Annotated in this window: 12 protein-coding genes; 11 read left to right on the forward strand and 1 reads right to left on the reverse strand. The window is 66.0% G+C overall.

Annotated features, from left to right (window positions below):
- Positions 1-783, reverse strand: a complete 783-nt coding sequence (locus GGD62_RS22235) for an N-acetylmuramoyl-L-alanine amidase (protein ID WP_092253477.1) — start codon at positions 781-783, stop codon at positions 1-3.
- Between the two features lie 524 nt (positions 784-1,307).
- On the opposite strand from GGD62_RS22235, the gene rsmH reads away from it, so the two are divergent.
- From rsmH to murC, 11 genes are all read left to right on the forward strand, one after another.
- Entirely contained in the window at positions 1,308-2,297 is a 990-nt protein-coding gene (gene rsmH / locus GGD62_RS22240) for a 16S rRNA (cytosine(1402)-N(4))-methyltransferase RsmH (protein ID WP_183710205.1), read from the forward strand.
- 3 nt (positions 2,298-2,300) lie between these two features.
- Entirely contained in the window at positions 2,301-2,693 is a 393-nt protein-coding gene (locus GGD62_RS22245) for a hypothetical protein (protein ID WP_183257570.1), read from the forward strand.
- The gene (locus tag GGD62_RS22250) at positions 2,690-4,432 is read left to right on the forward strand and encodes a penicillin-binding protein 2 (RefSeq protein WP_092253471.1); all 1,743 of its coding nucleotides are present in this window, start codon (positions 2,690-2,692) and stop codon (positions 4,430-4,432) included. Before GGD62_RS22245 ends, GGD62_RS22250 begins: the two co-directional genes overlap by 4 nt.
- An 80-nt stretch (positions 4,433-4,512) precedes the next feature.
- Positions 4,513-5,970: a UDP-N-acetylmuramoyl-L-alanyl-D-glutamate--2,6-diaminopimelate ligase gene (locus GGD62_RS22255; protein WP_183710207.1), complete on the forward strand. Its 1,458-nt coding sequence runs from the start codon at positions 4,513-4,515 to the stop codon at positions 5,968-5,970.
- Positions 5,967-7,346 carry a UDP-N-acetylmuramoyl-tripeptide--D-alanyl-D-alanine ligase gene (gene murF, locus GGD62_RS22260; protein WP_179736189.1) on the forward strand — a complete coding sequence of 460 codons (1,380 nt, stop codon included), beginning with the start codon at positions 5,967-5,969 and terminating at the stop codon, positions 7,344-7,346. The genes GGD62_RS22255 and murF overlap by 4 nt, the downstream gene beginning before the upstream one ends.
- Positions 7,347-7,522: 176 nt before the next feature.
- Positions 7,523-8,626, forward strand: a complete 1,104-nt coding sequence (mraY, locus tag GGD62_RS22265) for a phospho-N-acetylmuramoyl-pentapeptide-transferase (protein WP_018318673.1) — start codon at positions 7,523-7,525, stop codon at positions 8,624-8,626.
- 7 nt (positions 8,627-8,633) lie between these two features.
- Positions 8,634-10,031, forward strand: coding sequence for a UDP-N-acetylmuramoyl-L-alanine--D-glutamate ligase (gene murD, locus GGD62_RS22270; protein ID WP_183710209.1), 1,398 nt, complete (start codon positions 8,634-8,636; stop codon positions 10,029-10,031).
- A gap of 2 nt (positions 10,032-10,033) precedes the next feature.
- On the forward strand, positions 10,034-10,483 hold the full coding sequence (locus GGD62_RS22275) for a DUF4279 domain-containing protein (RefSeq protein ID WP_183710211.1): 450 nt from the start codon (positions 10,034-10,036) through the stop codon (positions 10,481-10,483).
- 71 nt (positions 10,484-10,554) lie between these two features.
- Entirely contained in the window at positions 10,555-11,706 is a 1,152-nt protein-coding gene (ftsW, locus tag GGD62_RS22280) for a putative lipid II flippase FtsW (RefSeq protein ID WP_183710213.1), read from the forward strand.
- Positions 11,707-11,894: 188 nt separating this feature from the next.
- On the forward strand, positions 11,895-12,995 hold the full coding sequence (murG, locus tag GGD62_RS22285; protein ID WP_092253460.1) for an undecaprenyldiphospho-muramoylpentapeptide beta-N-acetylglucosaminyltransferase: 1,101 nt from the start codon (positions 11,895-11,897) through the stop codon (positions 12,993-12,995).
- Between the two features lie 124 nt (positions 12,996-13,119).
- Positions 13,120-14,523 carry a UDP-N-acetylmuramate--L-alanine ligase gene (gene murC, locus GGD62_RS22290; RefSeq protein ID WP_183710215.1) on the forward strand — a complete coding sequence of 468 codons (1,404 nt, stop codon included), beginning with the start codon at positions 13,120-13,122 and terminating at the stop codon, positions 14,521-14,523.
- The last annotated feature ends 158 nt before the right edge of the window (positions 14,524-14,681 follow it).

Raw genomic sequence — 14,681 nt, forward strand, 5'->3', positions numbered from 1 at the left:
TTACTTTGACGCGACGGTCGTCCCCTCTGCCGGCAGGCTCGCAAGCAGGGCCTGCAATGTCGACAGCGTCGAATGATCCGCGACACCATCCAGCCGCGCCGGGCGGAAGTGGCGCTGGAAGGCGGTGACGACCTCCATGGTCGCGGCGTCGTATTTGCCTGTCAGCGGCACGCCGTAGCCGTATCTGGCGAGCGCCTGCTGCAGGCTCAGCACCTCGTCGCTGATGGTGCCGAGCATCAGGGTCTCGCCGCGTACGACCGGGGCCGGCGTCACCCAGTGACCGACGCCGGAATTGGCCAGCGAGTGCCACGGAAATTTTTCACCGGGGTCTTTCTTGCGCGCGGGCGCGACGTCGGAATGGCCGAGCACCCGGTGGGCCGGCACCTTGCGGCGGAGCATGATGCCGCGGCACAGCGCGATCACGGCGGCGATCTGGCGCAGCGGATATTCCGGATAGCCCCAGTCATGGCCGCGATTGATGATCTCGATGCCGATCGAGCACGAGTTGATGTCGTCCTCGCCGGCCCAGGACGAGACGCCGGCGTGCCACGCGCGCCTGGTTTCGGGCACGCATTGCACGATGCGGCCGTCCTCCAGCACGACGTAATGCGCCGAGACGTCGGTCCCGGCCGTGCACAGCCGCGCCAGCGCGCCCTCGACATCGGGCATGCCGGTATAGTGCAGCACGATCATATCGGGCTGCCGTGCCTTGCTGCGCTCGCCATAGTTCGGCGAGGGGATGATGTCGGACACGATCGAGGAATCCGGCTCGAACGCCCTCATGCTCGCCGCGGCCTTGGGAACCGGGAGAACGCGTTGACGCTTCGAATCAGATCCAGACGGTGTGGACGAACCGGACGGCGGCATAGGCAAACCAAGGTGGGACGGAGAGTGGGCCAAGCCCTTCTCTTTACTATTCCTTTACCCTCCACCCCGCGCAATCGCGCAGCGCGGTTAACGGATGCATTTTGGCGCAAGTGTGTGGATGAAGCATCACCGCCGCATCAGCTTTTCGACTTGTCACGAGCCGAGCAACGCTTTCTTAACGCTAAGGGCCGTTACTGAGGGATGAAGAGCCGACCCGCGTCCGGAGGCGGCCAAAGCGTATTTTGGCTCGAAATCCCATGGCTGCCCGACAAATTCCGCTGGGAACATTGGGTTTGCCGCCCGGGACGACCGGGCTCGGTAACCATGCTGGACGGTGCGGTCGTGGAACCGCCGCGATACGGAGTCATTCGAGGCGTCATGGGCTTGTTCGTCCCCAATCTCGCTTGGACGTCAGGCTGGGCCTCCAGCAGGCCTGGCGCATGAGCCCGGCTCCGCACATTCCCGTTCTTGGCCGTGAGGCCATCGCCCATCTCGCCCCGCGCGATGGCGGTATCTATGTCGATGCCACCTTCGGCGCCGGCGGCTATAGCCGCGCCATCCTCGACGTGCCGGGAACCCGGCTCATCGCCATTGACCGCGACAGCACCGCCATCGCAGGCGGCGCCGAGCTGGTCGAACGCTCCGCGGGCCGGTTGACGCTGGTCGAGGACCGATTCTCCAATCTTGCCGAGGTCTGCGCGGCGCAGGGCGTCGAGGCCGTGGACGGCGTCGTGATGGACGTCGGCGTGTCCTCGATGCAGCTCGATCAGGCCGGTCGCGGTTTCTCGTTCCGGCTCGACGGTCCGCTCGACATGCGGATGGGGCAGGCGGGGCCGACCGCGGCCGACGTCGTCGCCCGCGCCTCGGAAGCCGATCTCGCCGACATCATCTATCTCCTCGGCGAGGAGCGGCATTCGCGCCGCGTCGCCCGCGCCATCGTCGCGGACCGTCAGGAGACGCCGTTCACGACCACGCGCGCGCTCGCCGACCTCATCGGCAGGGTGGTGCGCTCGAAGCCCGGCGACATTCATCCGGCGACGCGGACGTTCCAGGCCCTGCGCATCTTCGTCAACGAAGAGCTCGAGGAACTCCAGACCGCGCTCGCTGCGGCCGAGCGCGTGCTCAAGCCGGGCGGACGCCTCGTCGTGGTCTCCTTCCATTCGCTGGAAGATCGCATCGTCAAGAATTTTCTCTCCGAGCGTTCCAAGACCGGCGGCGGCTCGCGGCATTTACCGGAGGTGGCGCAGGTTCCGCCGAGCTTCCAGCTCCTGACGCGGCGGCCCGTAATCGCCGGTGAGGACGAAGTCGCGCATAACCCGCGCGCGCGCTCCGCAAAGCTCCGCGCCGCCGAGCGCACCTCGGCGCCCGCGCATCAGGATGGCGAACCATCGTCCTGGCCAAAACTCTCCGACGTGATGAGGGGCGGCTAGCGCATGCGCATCATCCACCTCTTCGTCATCGGCGCGCTGATCTTCGCGGCGGCCTATGTCTATCGGATCAAGATGGACTCCACGGCGCGCACCGAGAAAGTGCTGCGGCTGCATGCGGAGATCCGCGAGCAGCGCGACGCGATCGCTTCGCTGCGATCCGAATGGGCCAAGCTCGATGCGCCCCATCGGCTGCAGGGCCTGTCCGACCGGCATCTGCAGCTCAAACCGGTCAACGGCACGCAATATGACCAGCTGAAGAACCTGCCGGAGCGTCCGCCGCGGATGTTCAGGCCGGGCGAGCCCGATCCGATCGGAGCCATGCTCAACACCATCGAAGCCGCGAGCGATCCTGACAATGTGACGGGCTCCGTGCCTCAGCCCGAGGACAAGCAATGAGCGGTGCGATTCCGGCCAAGCCGACGGAACCCTGGCGCCAGCGGCTGATCCGCAGCCTGCTCTACGGGCGCAATGTCGACCGCGCCGCGAAGGCACGCGCGCGCGTTGGTCTTGCCATGCTCGCCTTCGCCTCGGTCTACGCCCTGATCGGCGGGCGGCTCGTGATGTTCGCGATCGGCGCCGATGCCCATGGCGCACGCCGCGCCGCGGCGCAGGAGGTGGTGGCGACCGCACGTCCCGACATCGTCGACCGCAACGGCGCCATCCTTGCGACCGACGTCAAGGCGGCGAGCCTGTTCGGCGAGCCGCGCCGCATCATCGACAAGGACGAGGCGATCGAGCTTCTCACGGCGACCGTGCCCGACCTCGACGAGGCCGAGGTGCGCGAGCGCCTGAGGACGCGCAAGGGCTTCGTCTGGCTCAAGCGCGAGGTCACGGCGAAGCAGCAGCAGGCCATCCACAAGCTCGGCATTCCCGGCATCGGCTTCCTGCGCGAGAACAAGCGCGTCTACCCGACCGGCAACGAGGTCGCCCACCTCATCGGTCTCGTCAACATCGACAACCAGGGCATCGCCGGCATGGAGAAGTGGCTCGACAACCAGGGCCTCGCCGATCTCCATCGCGCGGGCTTTGCCACCGACCGGCTGCAAAAGCCGATCGAGCTCTCGATCGATCTGCGCGTCGAGCACGCGCTGCGGGACGAGCTCTTGAAGGCCAAGGAGAAGTTCCACACCAAGGCGGCCTCCGGCATCGTCTCGAACGTCAAGACCGGCGAGATCGTGGCGATGGTCTCGCTTCCGGACTTCGATCCGAACAATCCGAAGGAAGCGCACGACCCGGACCGCATCAACCGCCTGACCACCGGCGTCTACGAGATGGGCTCGACCTTCAAGGCGTTCACGCTGGCGATGGCGCTCGATTCCGGAAAGATCAATTTGAACACGTCGTGGGATGCCCGCGGAAACCTGCACTACGGCAAGTTCACCATCCACGACAGTCACCCGCTCGGACGCTTCATCAACACCAAGGAAGTGTTCACCTACTCGTCCAACATCGGCGCCGCACGGATCGCGCTCGGCCAGGGCGTGGAAGCGCACAAGGCGTTCCTTGCCAAGATGGGCCAGCTGACGCGGCTCCGCACGGAACTTCCGGAGAGCGCGGCTCCGCTGATCCCGCGCCGCTGGGGTGAGCTGAACACGGTCACCATCGCGTTCGGCCAGGGCATGTCGGTGGCGCCGCTGCAGGCGGTGATGGGCATCAACGCGTTGGTGAACGGCGGCTATCTGATTCCGCCGACCTTCATGAAGCGCAGCGAATCCGAAGCGGCGGCGATGGCCAAGCGCGTCATTAAGACGGAGACCAGCGACAAGATGCGGTTCCTGATGCGGCTTAACGCCGAAATCGGCACCGCCAAGACCGCCGACGTCAAGGGCTATTATGTCGGCGGCAAGACCGGCACGTCCGAGAAGGTCATCAACGGCCGCTATGCCAAGAAGCGCGTGCTCAACTCGTTCACCGCCATCATGCCATGCGACGATCCGAAGTATCAGATCCTGATCATGCTGGACGAGCCGCAGGCGATTCCCGAAACCAAGGGCTTCATCACCTCCGGCTGGAACGCGGTGCCGACCGGCGGCAAGGTGATCGAGCGGATCGCGCCGCTTCTGGGCGTCGAGCCGCGGTTCGACCTGCCGCCGTCCGAGCGCCTTATTCTTGCAGCATCCAGGACAACCCAGTAATCAATCGGGTGGGCCGTAGCCGCTGCTGAGTCGGGGATTTCCCTCAAGATTCGGCTTTCCGGTACGGCGACTGGAAGACCATGAAGCTGCGCGACCTCTTAGGCAATGATGCCGCGATCGAGCCCGCAATCGCGGCGCTCGAGGCGACGGGCCTTGCGCTCGACAGCCGCGTGGTCAAGCCCGGCGATCTCTTCTTCGCACTCGCGGGCAGCAAGACCGACGGTGCGCGCTTCATCGATGCCGCGGTGGCCGCAGGCGCCGTGGCTGTCGTCGGCGACCACGCGCCGGCTGCCTGCAAGGTGCCGTTCATCACTGTCGCCAATCCGCGCCGCGCGCTGGCGCTGGCAGCTGCAAAATTCTTCCCGTCGCAGCCCGCGACCATCGCCGCGGTGACCGGCACCAGCGGCAAGACCTCGGTCGCAGCGTTTACGCGCCAGATCTGGGAGCGGCTGGGGCACGCCTCTGCCAGCATTGGTACCATCGGCCTCGTCTCGCCCAAGCGCACCGTCTATGGCTCGCTGACCACGCCGGATCCGATTGCGCTGCACCGGCAGCTCGACGAGATCGCGCGCGAGGGCGTGACGCACCTCGCCTTCGAAGCGTCCTCGCACGGGCTCGATCAGTACCGGCTCGACGGCGTGCGCGTCTCGGCCGGCGGCTTCACCAATCTTTCGCGCGACCACATGGATTATCATCCGACCGTCGCGCATTATCTTGCGGCTAAACTCCGCCTGTTCCGGGAACTCGTTTCTCCGGGCGGCGCAGCGGTGATCTCGGCCGATCATGATTGCTCGGCGGAAGCGATCGAGGCGGCGAGATCGCGCGGCCTGCGCGTGATGGCAGTCGGCCGCAACGGCGACGGGGCAGGCGATGGCATTCGTCTCACCGACGCCAAGGTCGAAGGATTTTCGCAGAAGCTGATTGTCGAGCATCGCGGCAAGCGCCATGCCGTCCGGCTGCCGCTGGTTGGCGAATTCCAGATCGAGAACGCGCTGGTATCGGCGGGCCTTGCGATCGGTACCGGCAGCGATGCCGCCAATGTGTTCGCAAGCCTCGAACATCTCGAAGGCGCCAAGGGCCGGCTCGAGCGCGTCGGCGAGCGCAATGGCGCGCCGATCTTCGTCGACTACGCGCACAAGCCCGATGCGCTCGCCAAGGCGCTGCAGGCGCTGCGGCCCTATGCGAAACGAAAGCTGGTCGTCGTGTTCGGCGCCGGCGGTGACCGCGATGCCGGCAAGCGTCCGATCATGGGCGAGATCGCGGCCGAGAATGCCGACGGCGTCATCATCACCGACGACAATCCGCGCAGCGAGAAACCGGAAGCCATCCGCGCCGCGATCCTCGCCGCGGCGAAGGGCGCCCGCGAGATCGGCGACCGTGCCGCGGCAATCCGAACCGCGATCGAGGAACTACAGGAAGGCGATGCACTGCTCGTCGCCGGCAAGGGACACGAGACCGGGCAGATCGTCGGCGGCCAGGTGCTGCCCTTCAGTGATCACGAGGCGGTCGCCGCCGCATTAGCGTCGAGGGTTGCATGAGCGCGCCGATATGGACGGTTGCCGAAGTCGCGCGCGCGCTGGGCGCTGCCGGATCATTTCCGGATACGCCGATTGATTTCGTCACCCAGGACAGCCGGCTGGTGAAGCCGGGCAGCCTGTTCGTTGCGCTGAGCGGCACGCCGAGCGGCGGCTTCGTCTCGGCCTTCGCCAGCGCGCGCGACGGCTGGGAGTTCGCGGACAAGGCCGAGGCTTCCGGCGCGGTCGCGATGATCGTGCCGCACGAGATCGCGGGCATTCGCATCCCCCAGATCGTCGTCAAGGACACGCTGATCGACGGCCTCTGGGGCCTCGCGCGCGCCGCCCGCGCCCGCTTCCGCGGGCCTGTGATCGGGCTCACCGGCAGCGCGGGCAAGACCAGCACCAAGGAATTTCTGGCGGCCTATCCGAACGCCTATGCCAGCCCGTCCAGCTTCAACAATTTCTGGGGCGTGCCGCTGACGCTGTGCAATGCCAGGCTAGATGCCAGCCTCTGGGTCGTCGAGATGGGCATGAACCAGCAAGGCGAGATCGCGCGGCTCAGCGAACTGACGCGGCCCACCGTCGCACTCGTCGTCAACGTCCAGCCCGTGCATCTGGAAAAGCTCGGCTCGCTCGAAGCCATCCGCCGCGAGAAGGTGTCGATCGCGCTCGGCCTGCCCGAGGACGGGGTGCTCGTGCTGCCGGCCGGGCTGAAGGCATCCGAATGGAAGGGCAAGGTGGTGCGCTTCGGCGAGCATGCCGAGGTGCACGAGGTCACGCACGCGCCGCATGGCGAGAGCTGGCAGGTCGTGGCCATGATCGGCAAGAAGCAGATCGCCTTCAGCCTGACGCCGGGCGCGCCGCACCGCGTGCAGAATGCGCTGGCCGCGCTCGCCGCCATCCGCGCCGCGAGCCTCGATGCGGCGACGCTGGCGATCAAGCTCGATCGGGTCGGCATCATGACCGGCCGCGGCGTCGAGCAGGCGGTCGGCGGTATCACCGTGATCGACGACAGTTTCAACGGCAATCCGGCCAGCGTCGCCGCGGCGCTGCAAAGCCTCCAGGCGCGCAATGTGACCGGCGGCCGTCGCGTTGCCGTGCTCGGTGACATGCTGGAGCTGGGCGATGATGCACCAGGCTATCACACCGGCCTTGCCAAGCATCTCGACGGGATCGACGGGATCTACTGCGTCGGCCCTCTGATGCGCCATCTCTACGATGTGCTCCCGGCCGGCAAGGGCCTCGGCTGGCACGACGATCCCGCCACCTTGAAGCCGAGTGAGGTCGCGAACCTGCTGAAGGCAGGCGACGTCGTGGTTGTCAAGGGCAGCAAGAAGATGTTCTGGGTCAACAAGTTTGTGCCGGGCCTGGTGGCCGCCTTGCAGGCAAAGGCGTAAACTGCTTGGAAGGCGCTGTTCCCGAATCCCACCCTTTGCGCCGCGAAGCGTCCGGTTTCCCGGAGGTCGCGCGACCCATGATGAAGACCAGCGAATGCGCGTGAGGCACGTTGAGGCCAAGCTCAAGAAGATCAAGGCCAAGACCGCGTGCGCAAAGGCGCCATAGGACCGTCTGAATGTTTTACTGGCTGATCGAGCTCTCCAACACATTTCCGGGCTTCGGTGCCGTTCGCACCTTCCTGAACGTCTTCCGCTACATCACCTTCCGCACTGGCGGCGCCGTCGTCACCGGCGCGCTGTTCGTGTTCCTGTTCGGGCCCTGGATCATCGATCATTTGCGCATCCGCCAGGGCAAGGGCCAGCCGATCCGGACCGACGGTCCGCAATCGCATCTCGCCAAGAAGGGCACGCCTACGATGGGCGGGCTGATGATCCTGTCCGGCCTCACGGTCGGCACGGTGCTGTGGGCCAATCCGCTCAACCCCTATGTCTGGATCGTGCTGGCGGTGACGCTCGGCTTCGGCTTCGTCGGCTTCTATGACGACTACCTCAAGGTGACCAAGCAGACCACGACCGGGTTCGGCAGCAAGCTTCGCCTGCTGATCGAGGCGGCGATTGCGCTGGTGGCCTGCTACGCGCTGGTGCGGCTGAACCGCGATCCCGCATCGACCGCGCTGACGATTCCGTTCCTCAAGGACACCGTGCTGCATTTCGGCTGGTTCTTCGTCATCTTCGGCGCCTTCGTCATCGTCGGCTCCGGCAACGCGGTGAACCTCACCGACGGGCTCGACGGCCTCGCCATCGTTCCCGTGATGATCGCGACCGCGAGCTTTGCGATGATCGCCTATCTCGCCGGCAACGCGGTGTTCGCCGAATATCTGCAGATCAAATATGTCGCCGGCACCGGCGAGCTCGCGGTGCTCTGTGGTGCGTTATTGGGCGCCGGCCTCGGCTTCCTCTGGTTCAACGCGCCGCCGGCCTCGATCTTCATGGGCGACACCGGCTCGCTCGCGCTCGGCGGCATGCTCGGCGCCATCGCGGTCGCGGTGAAGCACGAGATCGTGCTGGCGGTGATCGGCGGCCTGTTCGTGCTGGAGGCGGTCTCCGTCATCGTGCAGGTGGTGTCGTTCAAGCTCACCGGCAAGCGCATCTTCCGGATGGCGCCGATCCATCACCATTTCGAGCAGCTTGGCTGGACCGAGCCGCAGATCGTGATCCGCTTCTGGATCATCTCGGTGATGCTGGCGCTGGCCGGTCTCTCCACGCTGAAGCTGCGGTGATCGGTCGATGATCCCCGTCACGTCCTTCGCCGGCAAGACGGTCGCGGTGTTCGGCCTCGGCGGCTCGGGGCTCGCCTCCTGCCACGCGCTGAAGGCCGGCGGTGCCGAGGTAATCGCCGCCGACGACAATGCCGAGAATGTCGCCAAGGCCGCGCAGGCCGGCTTCATCACTGCCGATCTGCGCAACGTGTCCTGGGCGAATTTTACCGCGCTGGTGCTCGCGCCCGGCGTGCCGCTGACCCATCCAGTGCCGCACTGGAGCGTGCTGAAGGCGCGCGAGGCGGGCTGTGAGGTGATCGGCGACATCGAGCTGTTCTGCCGCGAGCGGCGCCGCCACGCGCCGGATGCGCCGTTCGTCGCCATCACCGGCACCAACGGCAAGTCGACCACGACGGCGCTGATCGCGCATCTGACCAAAGTCGCCGGTTACGACACCCAAATGGGCGGCAATATCGGCACAGCGATCCTGTCGCTGGAGCCGCCGCGCATGGGCCGCGTCCACGTCATCGAGATGTCGTCCTACCAGATCGACCTCACGCCCTCGCTCGATCCTTCCGTCGGCATCCTGCTCAATGTCAGCGAGGACCATATCGATCGCCACGGCACCATCGCGCACTACGCTGCGGTGAAGGAGCGCCTCGTTGCCGGCGTGCAAGCTGGCGGCACGGCGATCGTCGGCGTCGATGACGGCTTTTGCCGCGACATCGCCGACCGGCTCGACCGCGCCGGCAAGACCGTGGTGCGGATCTCCGTCAAGAATCCGCTGGCCTCAGGCATCCATGTCGAGCACGGCAATATCGTGCGCACCGCGGGCGGCGCCCGCAGCGAAATCGCCGCGCTCGGCGGCATCGGCTCGCTGCGCGGCCAGCACAATGCGCAGAACGCAGCCTGCGCCGCCGCTGCTGCGCTGGCGATGGGCGTCAGCCAGGACGTGCTGCAGAACGGCCTACGCAGCTTTCCAGGCCTTGCGCACCGCATGGAGCAGGTCGGCCGCCGCGGCAACGTGCTGTTCGTCAACGATTCCAAGGGCACCAATGCGGATGCCACGGCGCACGCGCTGTCATCTTTCGCTGACATCTTCTGGATCGCCGGCGGCAAGCCCAAGGCCGGTGGCATCACTGGCCTGACCGGCTATTTCCCGCGCATCCGCAAGGCCTATCTGATCGGCGAGGCCGCGCAGGAGTTTTCCGGCACGCTCGGCACAGTCGCGCACGAGATCAGCCAGACCCTCGACGTCGCGGTCGAGCATGCCGCGCGCGATGCGGAAGCGTCGGGCCTCGCGGATGCCGTCGTGCTGCTGTCGCCGGCCTGCGCCTCGTTCGACCAGTACCGCAACTTCGAAATCCGCGGCGCCGCTTTCCGCGATCTGGTGCAGGCGCTTCCCGGTGTGAAGCCGGTGGTGTGAGGATGAATCGATACCGGGCGCAGGTCTCTCTTTGGCTGAAGCACCCGACGCGCGATCTTTTGCCTGTGTGCAAGACACTCGGGCTTGAGCCGGAAACCATTTGGAAGCGGGGGGATGAACGACGGACGCCGAAAGGCAGGCTGCTTGGGGGCAAGCGCGACAGCTCCTATTGTTCGATTGATCTTGGGCCGACGTCACGAAAAACTGTGGCAAGGCAAATCGAGGCTGCCTTGGAGCGGCTTCAACCTCATCGGGCGGTACTGCGGCGGCTGTCGTCCACGGGTGGGAAGGTCATTTTTTGTGTTGGCTGGTTCTTCGATGAAGATTCAGGCGAGACCTTCAGCAGCGATTTGCTACAGGCGATGGCGCTTCTGCATATCGCATTAGACCTGCACATCTATCTGCCTGATGCGGTCGAGCCCGTTGGATCGGCAGAGATATCGAAAAGTTAACAGTTTCCTTAACCCTCCGGTAACCAACCTCGGCGACCAATGGACGGACCTCTGTCCGAAAGCGGCCGCCCATGCTCTCCCGTGAAGAACGCACCCCCTTTTCCGAGTGGTGGTGGACCGTCGACAAGCCGCTGATGGGCGCCATTTTGGCGCTGATGCTGACCGGGGTGATCCTGTCGCTGGCGGCAAGTCCGCCGGTTGCGACCCGCATCGGGCTCGATCCCTTCCACTTCTTCAGCCGTCACGTGCTGTTCCTGCTCCCGTCCTGCCTGGTGCTGCTCGGGGTGTCCTTCCTGTCGCCGCGCGCAATCCGCCGCTCGGCGCTGATCATCTTCGCGGCGAGCATCATCCTGATCGTGCTCACGCTCGCGATCGGCCCGGAGGTGAAGGGCTCGCGGCGCTGGATCACGCTGCTCGGCGTCAACATCCAGGCCTCCGAAATCGCAAAGCCGTCCTTTGTCGTGATCGCCGCCTGGCTGTTCGCGGAATCGACCAAGCGGCCGGAGATGCCGGCGACCTCGATGGCGCTGGTGCTGCTTATGATGCTGGTCGCGCTGCTGGTGATGGAGCCGGATTTCGGCCAGACCATGCTGATCCTGATGGTGTGGGGCTCGCTGTTCTTCATCGCGGGCATGCGCATGATCTGGGTGTTCGGCCTGGCGGGCCTCGGGGCGGCCGGCCTGTTCAGCGCTTATCTGTTCGTCCCGCACGTCGCAGGCCGCATCAAGCGCTTCATGAACCCGGCCTCGGGCGACACCTTTCAGGTCGATACCGCCATGGAGGCCTTCTACAACGGCGGCTGGTTCGGGCTCGGGCCGGGCGAGGGCATCGCCAAGCGCAGCCTGCCGGACAGTCACACCGACTTCGTGTTCGCGGTCGCGGCCGAAGAGTTCGGCATCATCCTGTGCCTGGCGATGCTGACGCTGTTCGCCTTCGTCGTCATCCGCACGCTGTCGCGCGCCTATGCCAATGAGGACATGTTCTCGCGCTTCGCGGCTTCCGGCCTTGCCATCCTGTTCGGCGTGCAGGCGGCGATCAACATGTCGGTGAACCTCCAGCTCATCCCCGCCAAGGGCATGACGCTGCCGTTCATCTCCTATGGCGGCTCCTCGATCGTGTCGCTCGCCTATGGTGTCGGCATGATGCTGGCCCTGACGCGGCTGCGCCCACGCACAGAGGTCGAGGCCCGCGGCCATGCCGACGCGATGCGGAGTTACGCGTAGCTGCTCTCGTGTCCCGGACAAGCGCAGCGCAGAGCCGGGACCCAGAATGCCGCACCCATATCGCAGGATTGGGCCCCGGTCAGCAGCGCACCACGCCGCGAAGGGCGGCGTGCTGCGCTGCGCCCGGGGCACGAGCATCGTGTCGCCGGCTCGCAATGACTGAAAACTCCCTGTAAAACTCCCCGACCATGGACAATTCCCCCCTGATTCTTCTCGCCGCGGGCGGCACCGGCGGTCATCTGTTTCCGGCCGAGGCACTCGGCGTCGAATTGATCCGGCGCGGCTTTCGCGTCCGCCTCGTCACGGATGAGCGCGCGCTACGTTACAGCGGGCTGTTCAGCAAGGACATGATCGACGTCGTTTCGAGCGAGACCGCACGGGGCCGCAATCCGCTCCAGCTCGCCTATGCCGGGCTCACGCTCGCGGCCGGCACGCTCTCTGCGTATAGTCTGATCAAGCGGTTGAAGCCCGTTGCCGTCGTCGGCTTCGGCGGCTATCCGACGCTGCCGCCGCTGGTCGCTGCCAAATTCGCCGGCGTACCCGGCATCATCCACGACGCCAACGCGGTGCTCGGCCGCGCCAACCGGTTCCTCTCGGGTCGCGTACGCGCGATCGCGACGTCGCTGCCCGGCGTGCTCGACCGCGATCCGGCGCTATCAGGCAAGACCACGACGGTCGGCACTCCGATGCGCCCGGCGGTGCTCGCCGCGGCTGCCGTGCCTTACGCTGCGCCCGAGGTGAACGGCCCGCTGCGGCTGCTCGTCGTCGGCGGCAGCCAGGGCGCGCGCATCATGGCCGACATCGTGCCCGGTGCGATCGAGCGGCTCGAGCCTGCGCTGTGGAGCCGGCTCATGCTGACCCAGCAGGTGCGGGACGAGGACATGGCACGCGTGCGCGCGGTCTATGACAAGCTCAAGATCAAGGTGGAGCTGGCGCCGTTCTTCACCGATTTGCCGGCACGGCTCGCTTCAAACCATCTCGTGGTATCGCGCTCCGGCGCCGGCACGGTGGCCGAGCTCGCAGCGATCGGCCGGCCCTCGATCCTGGTGCCGCTGCCGGGTTCGATCGACCAGGACCAGTTCGCCAATGCCGGCGTGCTGGTCAAGGTCGATGGCGCGATCCGCATCCCGCAGACCGAGTTCACCTCCGACCGGTTGGCGTCCGAAATCTCCGCCTTCGCCGCCGAGCCTGCGCGCCTTGCCGCCATGGCGCAGGCCGCCCGCGGCGCCGGTCGGCTCGACGCCGCCGAGCGACTGGCTGATCTGGTGGTCAAGGTCGCGGGAATCTGACGCGAAAAAGCCCTTGTCTTCGCCTTCTAAAGCGGGGCATCCAGTAGGAAAGGCGCGCGGCTGATTTGGCCGTGACCTTCGCCAGATGCCGCCTGCGCAAGGCGGCGAGGTCAGGGAACACAGCATGAGACTGCCGCGCGAGATCGGACCCATCCACTTCGTCGGGATCGGCGGGATCGGCATGAGCGGCATCGCCGAGGTGCTGGTCAATCTCGGCTATGCCGTGCAGGGCTCGGACGCTTCCGACAATTACAATCTCGACCGCCTCCGCAAGAAGGGCGCAAAAGTCTCGGTCGGCCACAAGGCCGAGAATGTCGACGGCGCCGAGGTCGTGGTCGTGTCCACCGCGATCAAGCGCGACAATCCGGAACTGATGGCGGCGCGCGAACGTCGCATTCCCGTGGTGCGCCGCGCCGAGATGCTGGCCGAGCTGATGCGGCTGAAGAGCTGCGTCGCCATCGCCGGCACTCATGGCAAGACCACCACGACGACGATGGTCGCAACGCTGCTCGATGCCGGCGGGCTCGATCCCACCGTGATCAACGGCGGCATCATCAACGCCTATGGCTCCAACGCGCGCCTTGGCGCGGGCGACTGGATGGTGGTGGAAGCCGACGAGAGCGACGGCACCTTCCTGAAGCTGCCGACCGATGTCGCCATCGTCACCAATGTCGACCCTGAGCATCTCGATCACTTCAAGACCTTCGAGGCCGTGCAGGACGCCTTCCGTCATTTCGTCGAGAACCTGCCGTTCTACGGCTTTGCGGTGATGTGCATCGATCATCCCATTGTGCAGAGCCTCGTCGGCAAGATCGAGGACCGCCGCATCATCACCTATGGCGAGAATCCGCAGGCCGATGCGCGGCTCGTCGATCTGACCCCGATGGGCGGCGGATCGAAATTCAAGGTCGCGTTCCGCGATCGCAAGACCGGCGCCGTGCACGAGATTCCGGATTTGATGCTCCCGATGCCGGGACGTCACAACGCCTCCAACGCGACGGCGGCGATTGCTGTCGCGCGCGAGCTCGGCGTGTCCGACGAAGCAATCCGCAAGGCGATCGCCGGCTTCGGCGGCGTCAAGCGCCGCTTCACCAAGACCGGCGAATGGAACGGCGTCACCGTGATCGATGATTACGGCCACCATCCGGTCGAGATCGCGGCGGTGCTGAAGGCGGCGCGGGAATCCACCAACGGCAAGATCATCGCGGTGGTGCAGCCGCACCGTTACAGCCGCCTGCAATCGCTGTTCGAGGAATTCTGCACCTGCTTCAACGATGCCGATGCGGTCGTTGTCGCCGACGTCTATGCCGCCGGCGAAGCGCCGATCGACGGCATCGACCGCGATCATTTCGTCACGGGCCTGCGCGCCCACGGCCATCGCGAGGTGGTGCCGCTGCCGAATGCCGGCGAGCTGGCCAATATCGTCCACGGCATCGCCAAGAGCGGCGATCTCGTCGTGTGTCTGGGAGCGGGCAACATCACGCAATGGGCATATGCCTTGCCGGATCAGTTGAAGGCGCTGGGGTGAGCATGCCGATGGGAGGCTTGCAGGCAGCCGCACTGCAAACTGCGCTCCCTCCCCCCTTGTGGGGGAGGGCGGGGGAGAGGGGTAGCCACAAACTCCGATCTCTCTTGGGGCTACCCCCCTCCCTGGCCCTCCCCCACAAGGGGGGAGGGAATGGAGAA

Source organism: Bradyrhizobium sp. ERR14, assembly GCF_014198235.1.
Taxonomy (GTDB): Bacteria; Pseudomonadota; Alphaproteobacteria; order Rhizobiales; family Xanthobacteraceae; genus Bradyrhizobium.

What these genes read in the sequence shown, in the direction of transcription:
- murC (WP_183710215.1), top strand. Translation starts at nt 13,120, where the DNA reads ATGAGACTGCCGCGCGAGATCGGACCCATCCACTTCGTCGGGATCGGC.
- mraY (WP_018318673.1), top strand. Translation starts at nt 7,523, where the DNA reads ATGTTTTACTGGCTGATCGAGCTCTCCAACACATTTCCGGGCTTCGGT.
- murD (WP_183710209.1), top strand. Translation starts at nt 8,634, where the DNA reads ATGATCCCCGTCACGTCCTTCGCCGGCAAGACGGTCGCGGTGTTCGGC.
- GGD62_RS22250 (WP_092253471.1), top strand. Translation starts at nt 2,690, where the DNA reads ATGAGCGGTGCGATTCCGGCCAAGCCGACGGAACCCTGGCGCCAGCGG.
- rsmH (WP_183710205.1), top strand. Translation starts at nt 1,308, where the DNA reads ATGAGCCCGGCTCCGCACATTCCCGTTCTTGGCCGTGAGGCCATCGCC.
- GGD62_RS22235 (WP_092253477.1), bottom strand. Translation starts at nt 783, where the DNA reads ATGAGGGCGTTCGAGCCGGATTCCTCGATCGTGTCCGACATCATCCCC.
- ftsW (WP_183710213.1), top strand. Translation starts at nt 10,555, where the DNA reads ATGCTCTCCCGTGAAGAACGCACCCCCTTTTCCGAGTGGTGGTGGACC.
- GGD62_RS22275 (WP_183710211.1), top strand. Translation starts at nt 10,034, where the DNA reads ATGAATCGATACCGGGCGCAGGTCTCTCTTTGGCTGAAGCACCCGACG.
- murG (WP_092253460.1), top strand. Translation starts at nt 11,895, where the DNA reads ATGGACAATTCCCCCCTGATTCTTCTCGCCGCGGGCGGCACCGGCGGT.
- murF (WP_179736189.1), top strand. Translation starts at nt 5,967, where the DNA reads ATGAGCGCGCCGATATGGACGGTTGCCGAAGTCGCGCGCGCGCTGGGC.
- GGD62_RS22245 (WP_183257570.1), top strand. Translation starts at nt 2,301, where the DNA reads ATGCGCATCATCCACCTCTTCGTCATCGGCGCGCTGATCTTCGCGGCG.
- GGD62_RS22255 (WP_183710207.1), top strand. Translation starts at nt 4,513, where the DNA reads ATGAAGCTGCGCGACCTCTTAGGCAATGATGCCGCGATCGAGCCCGCA.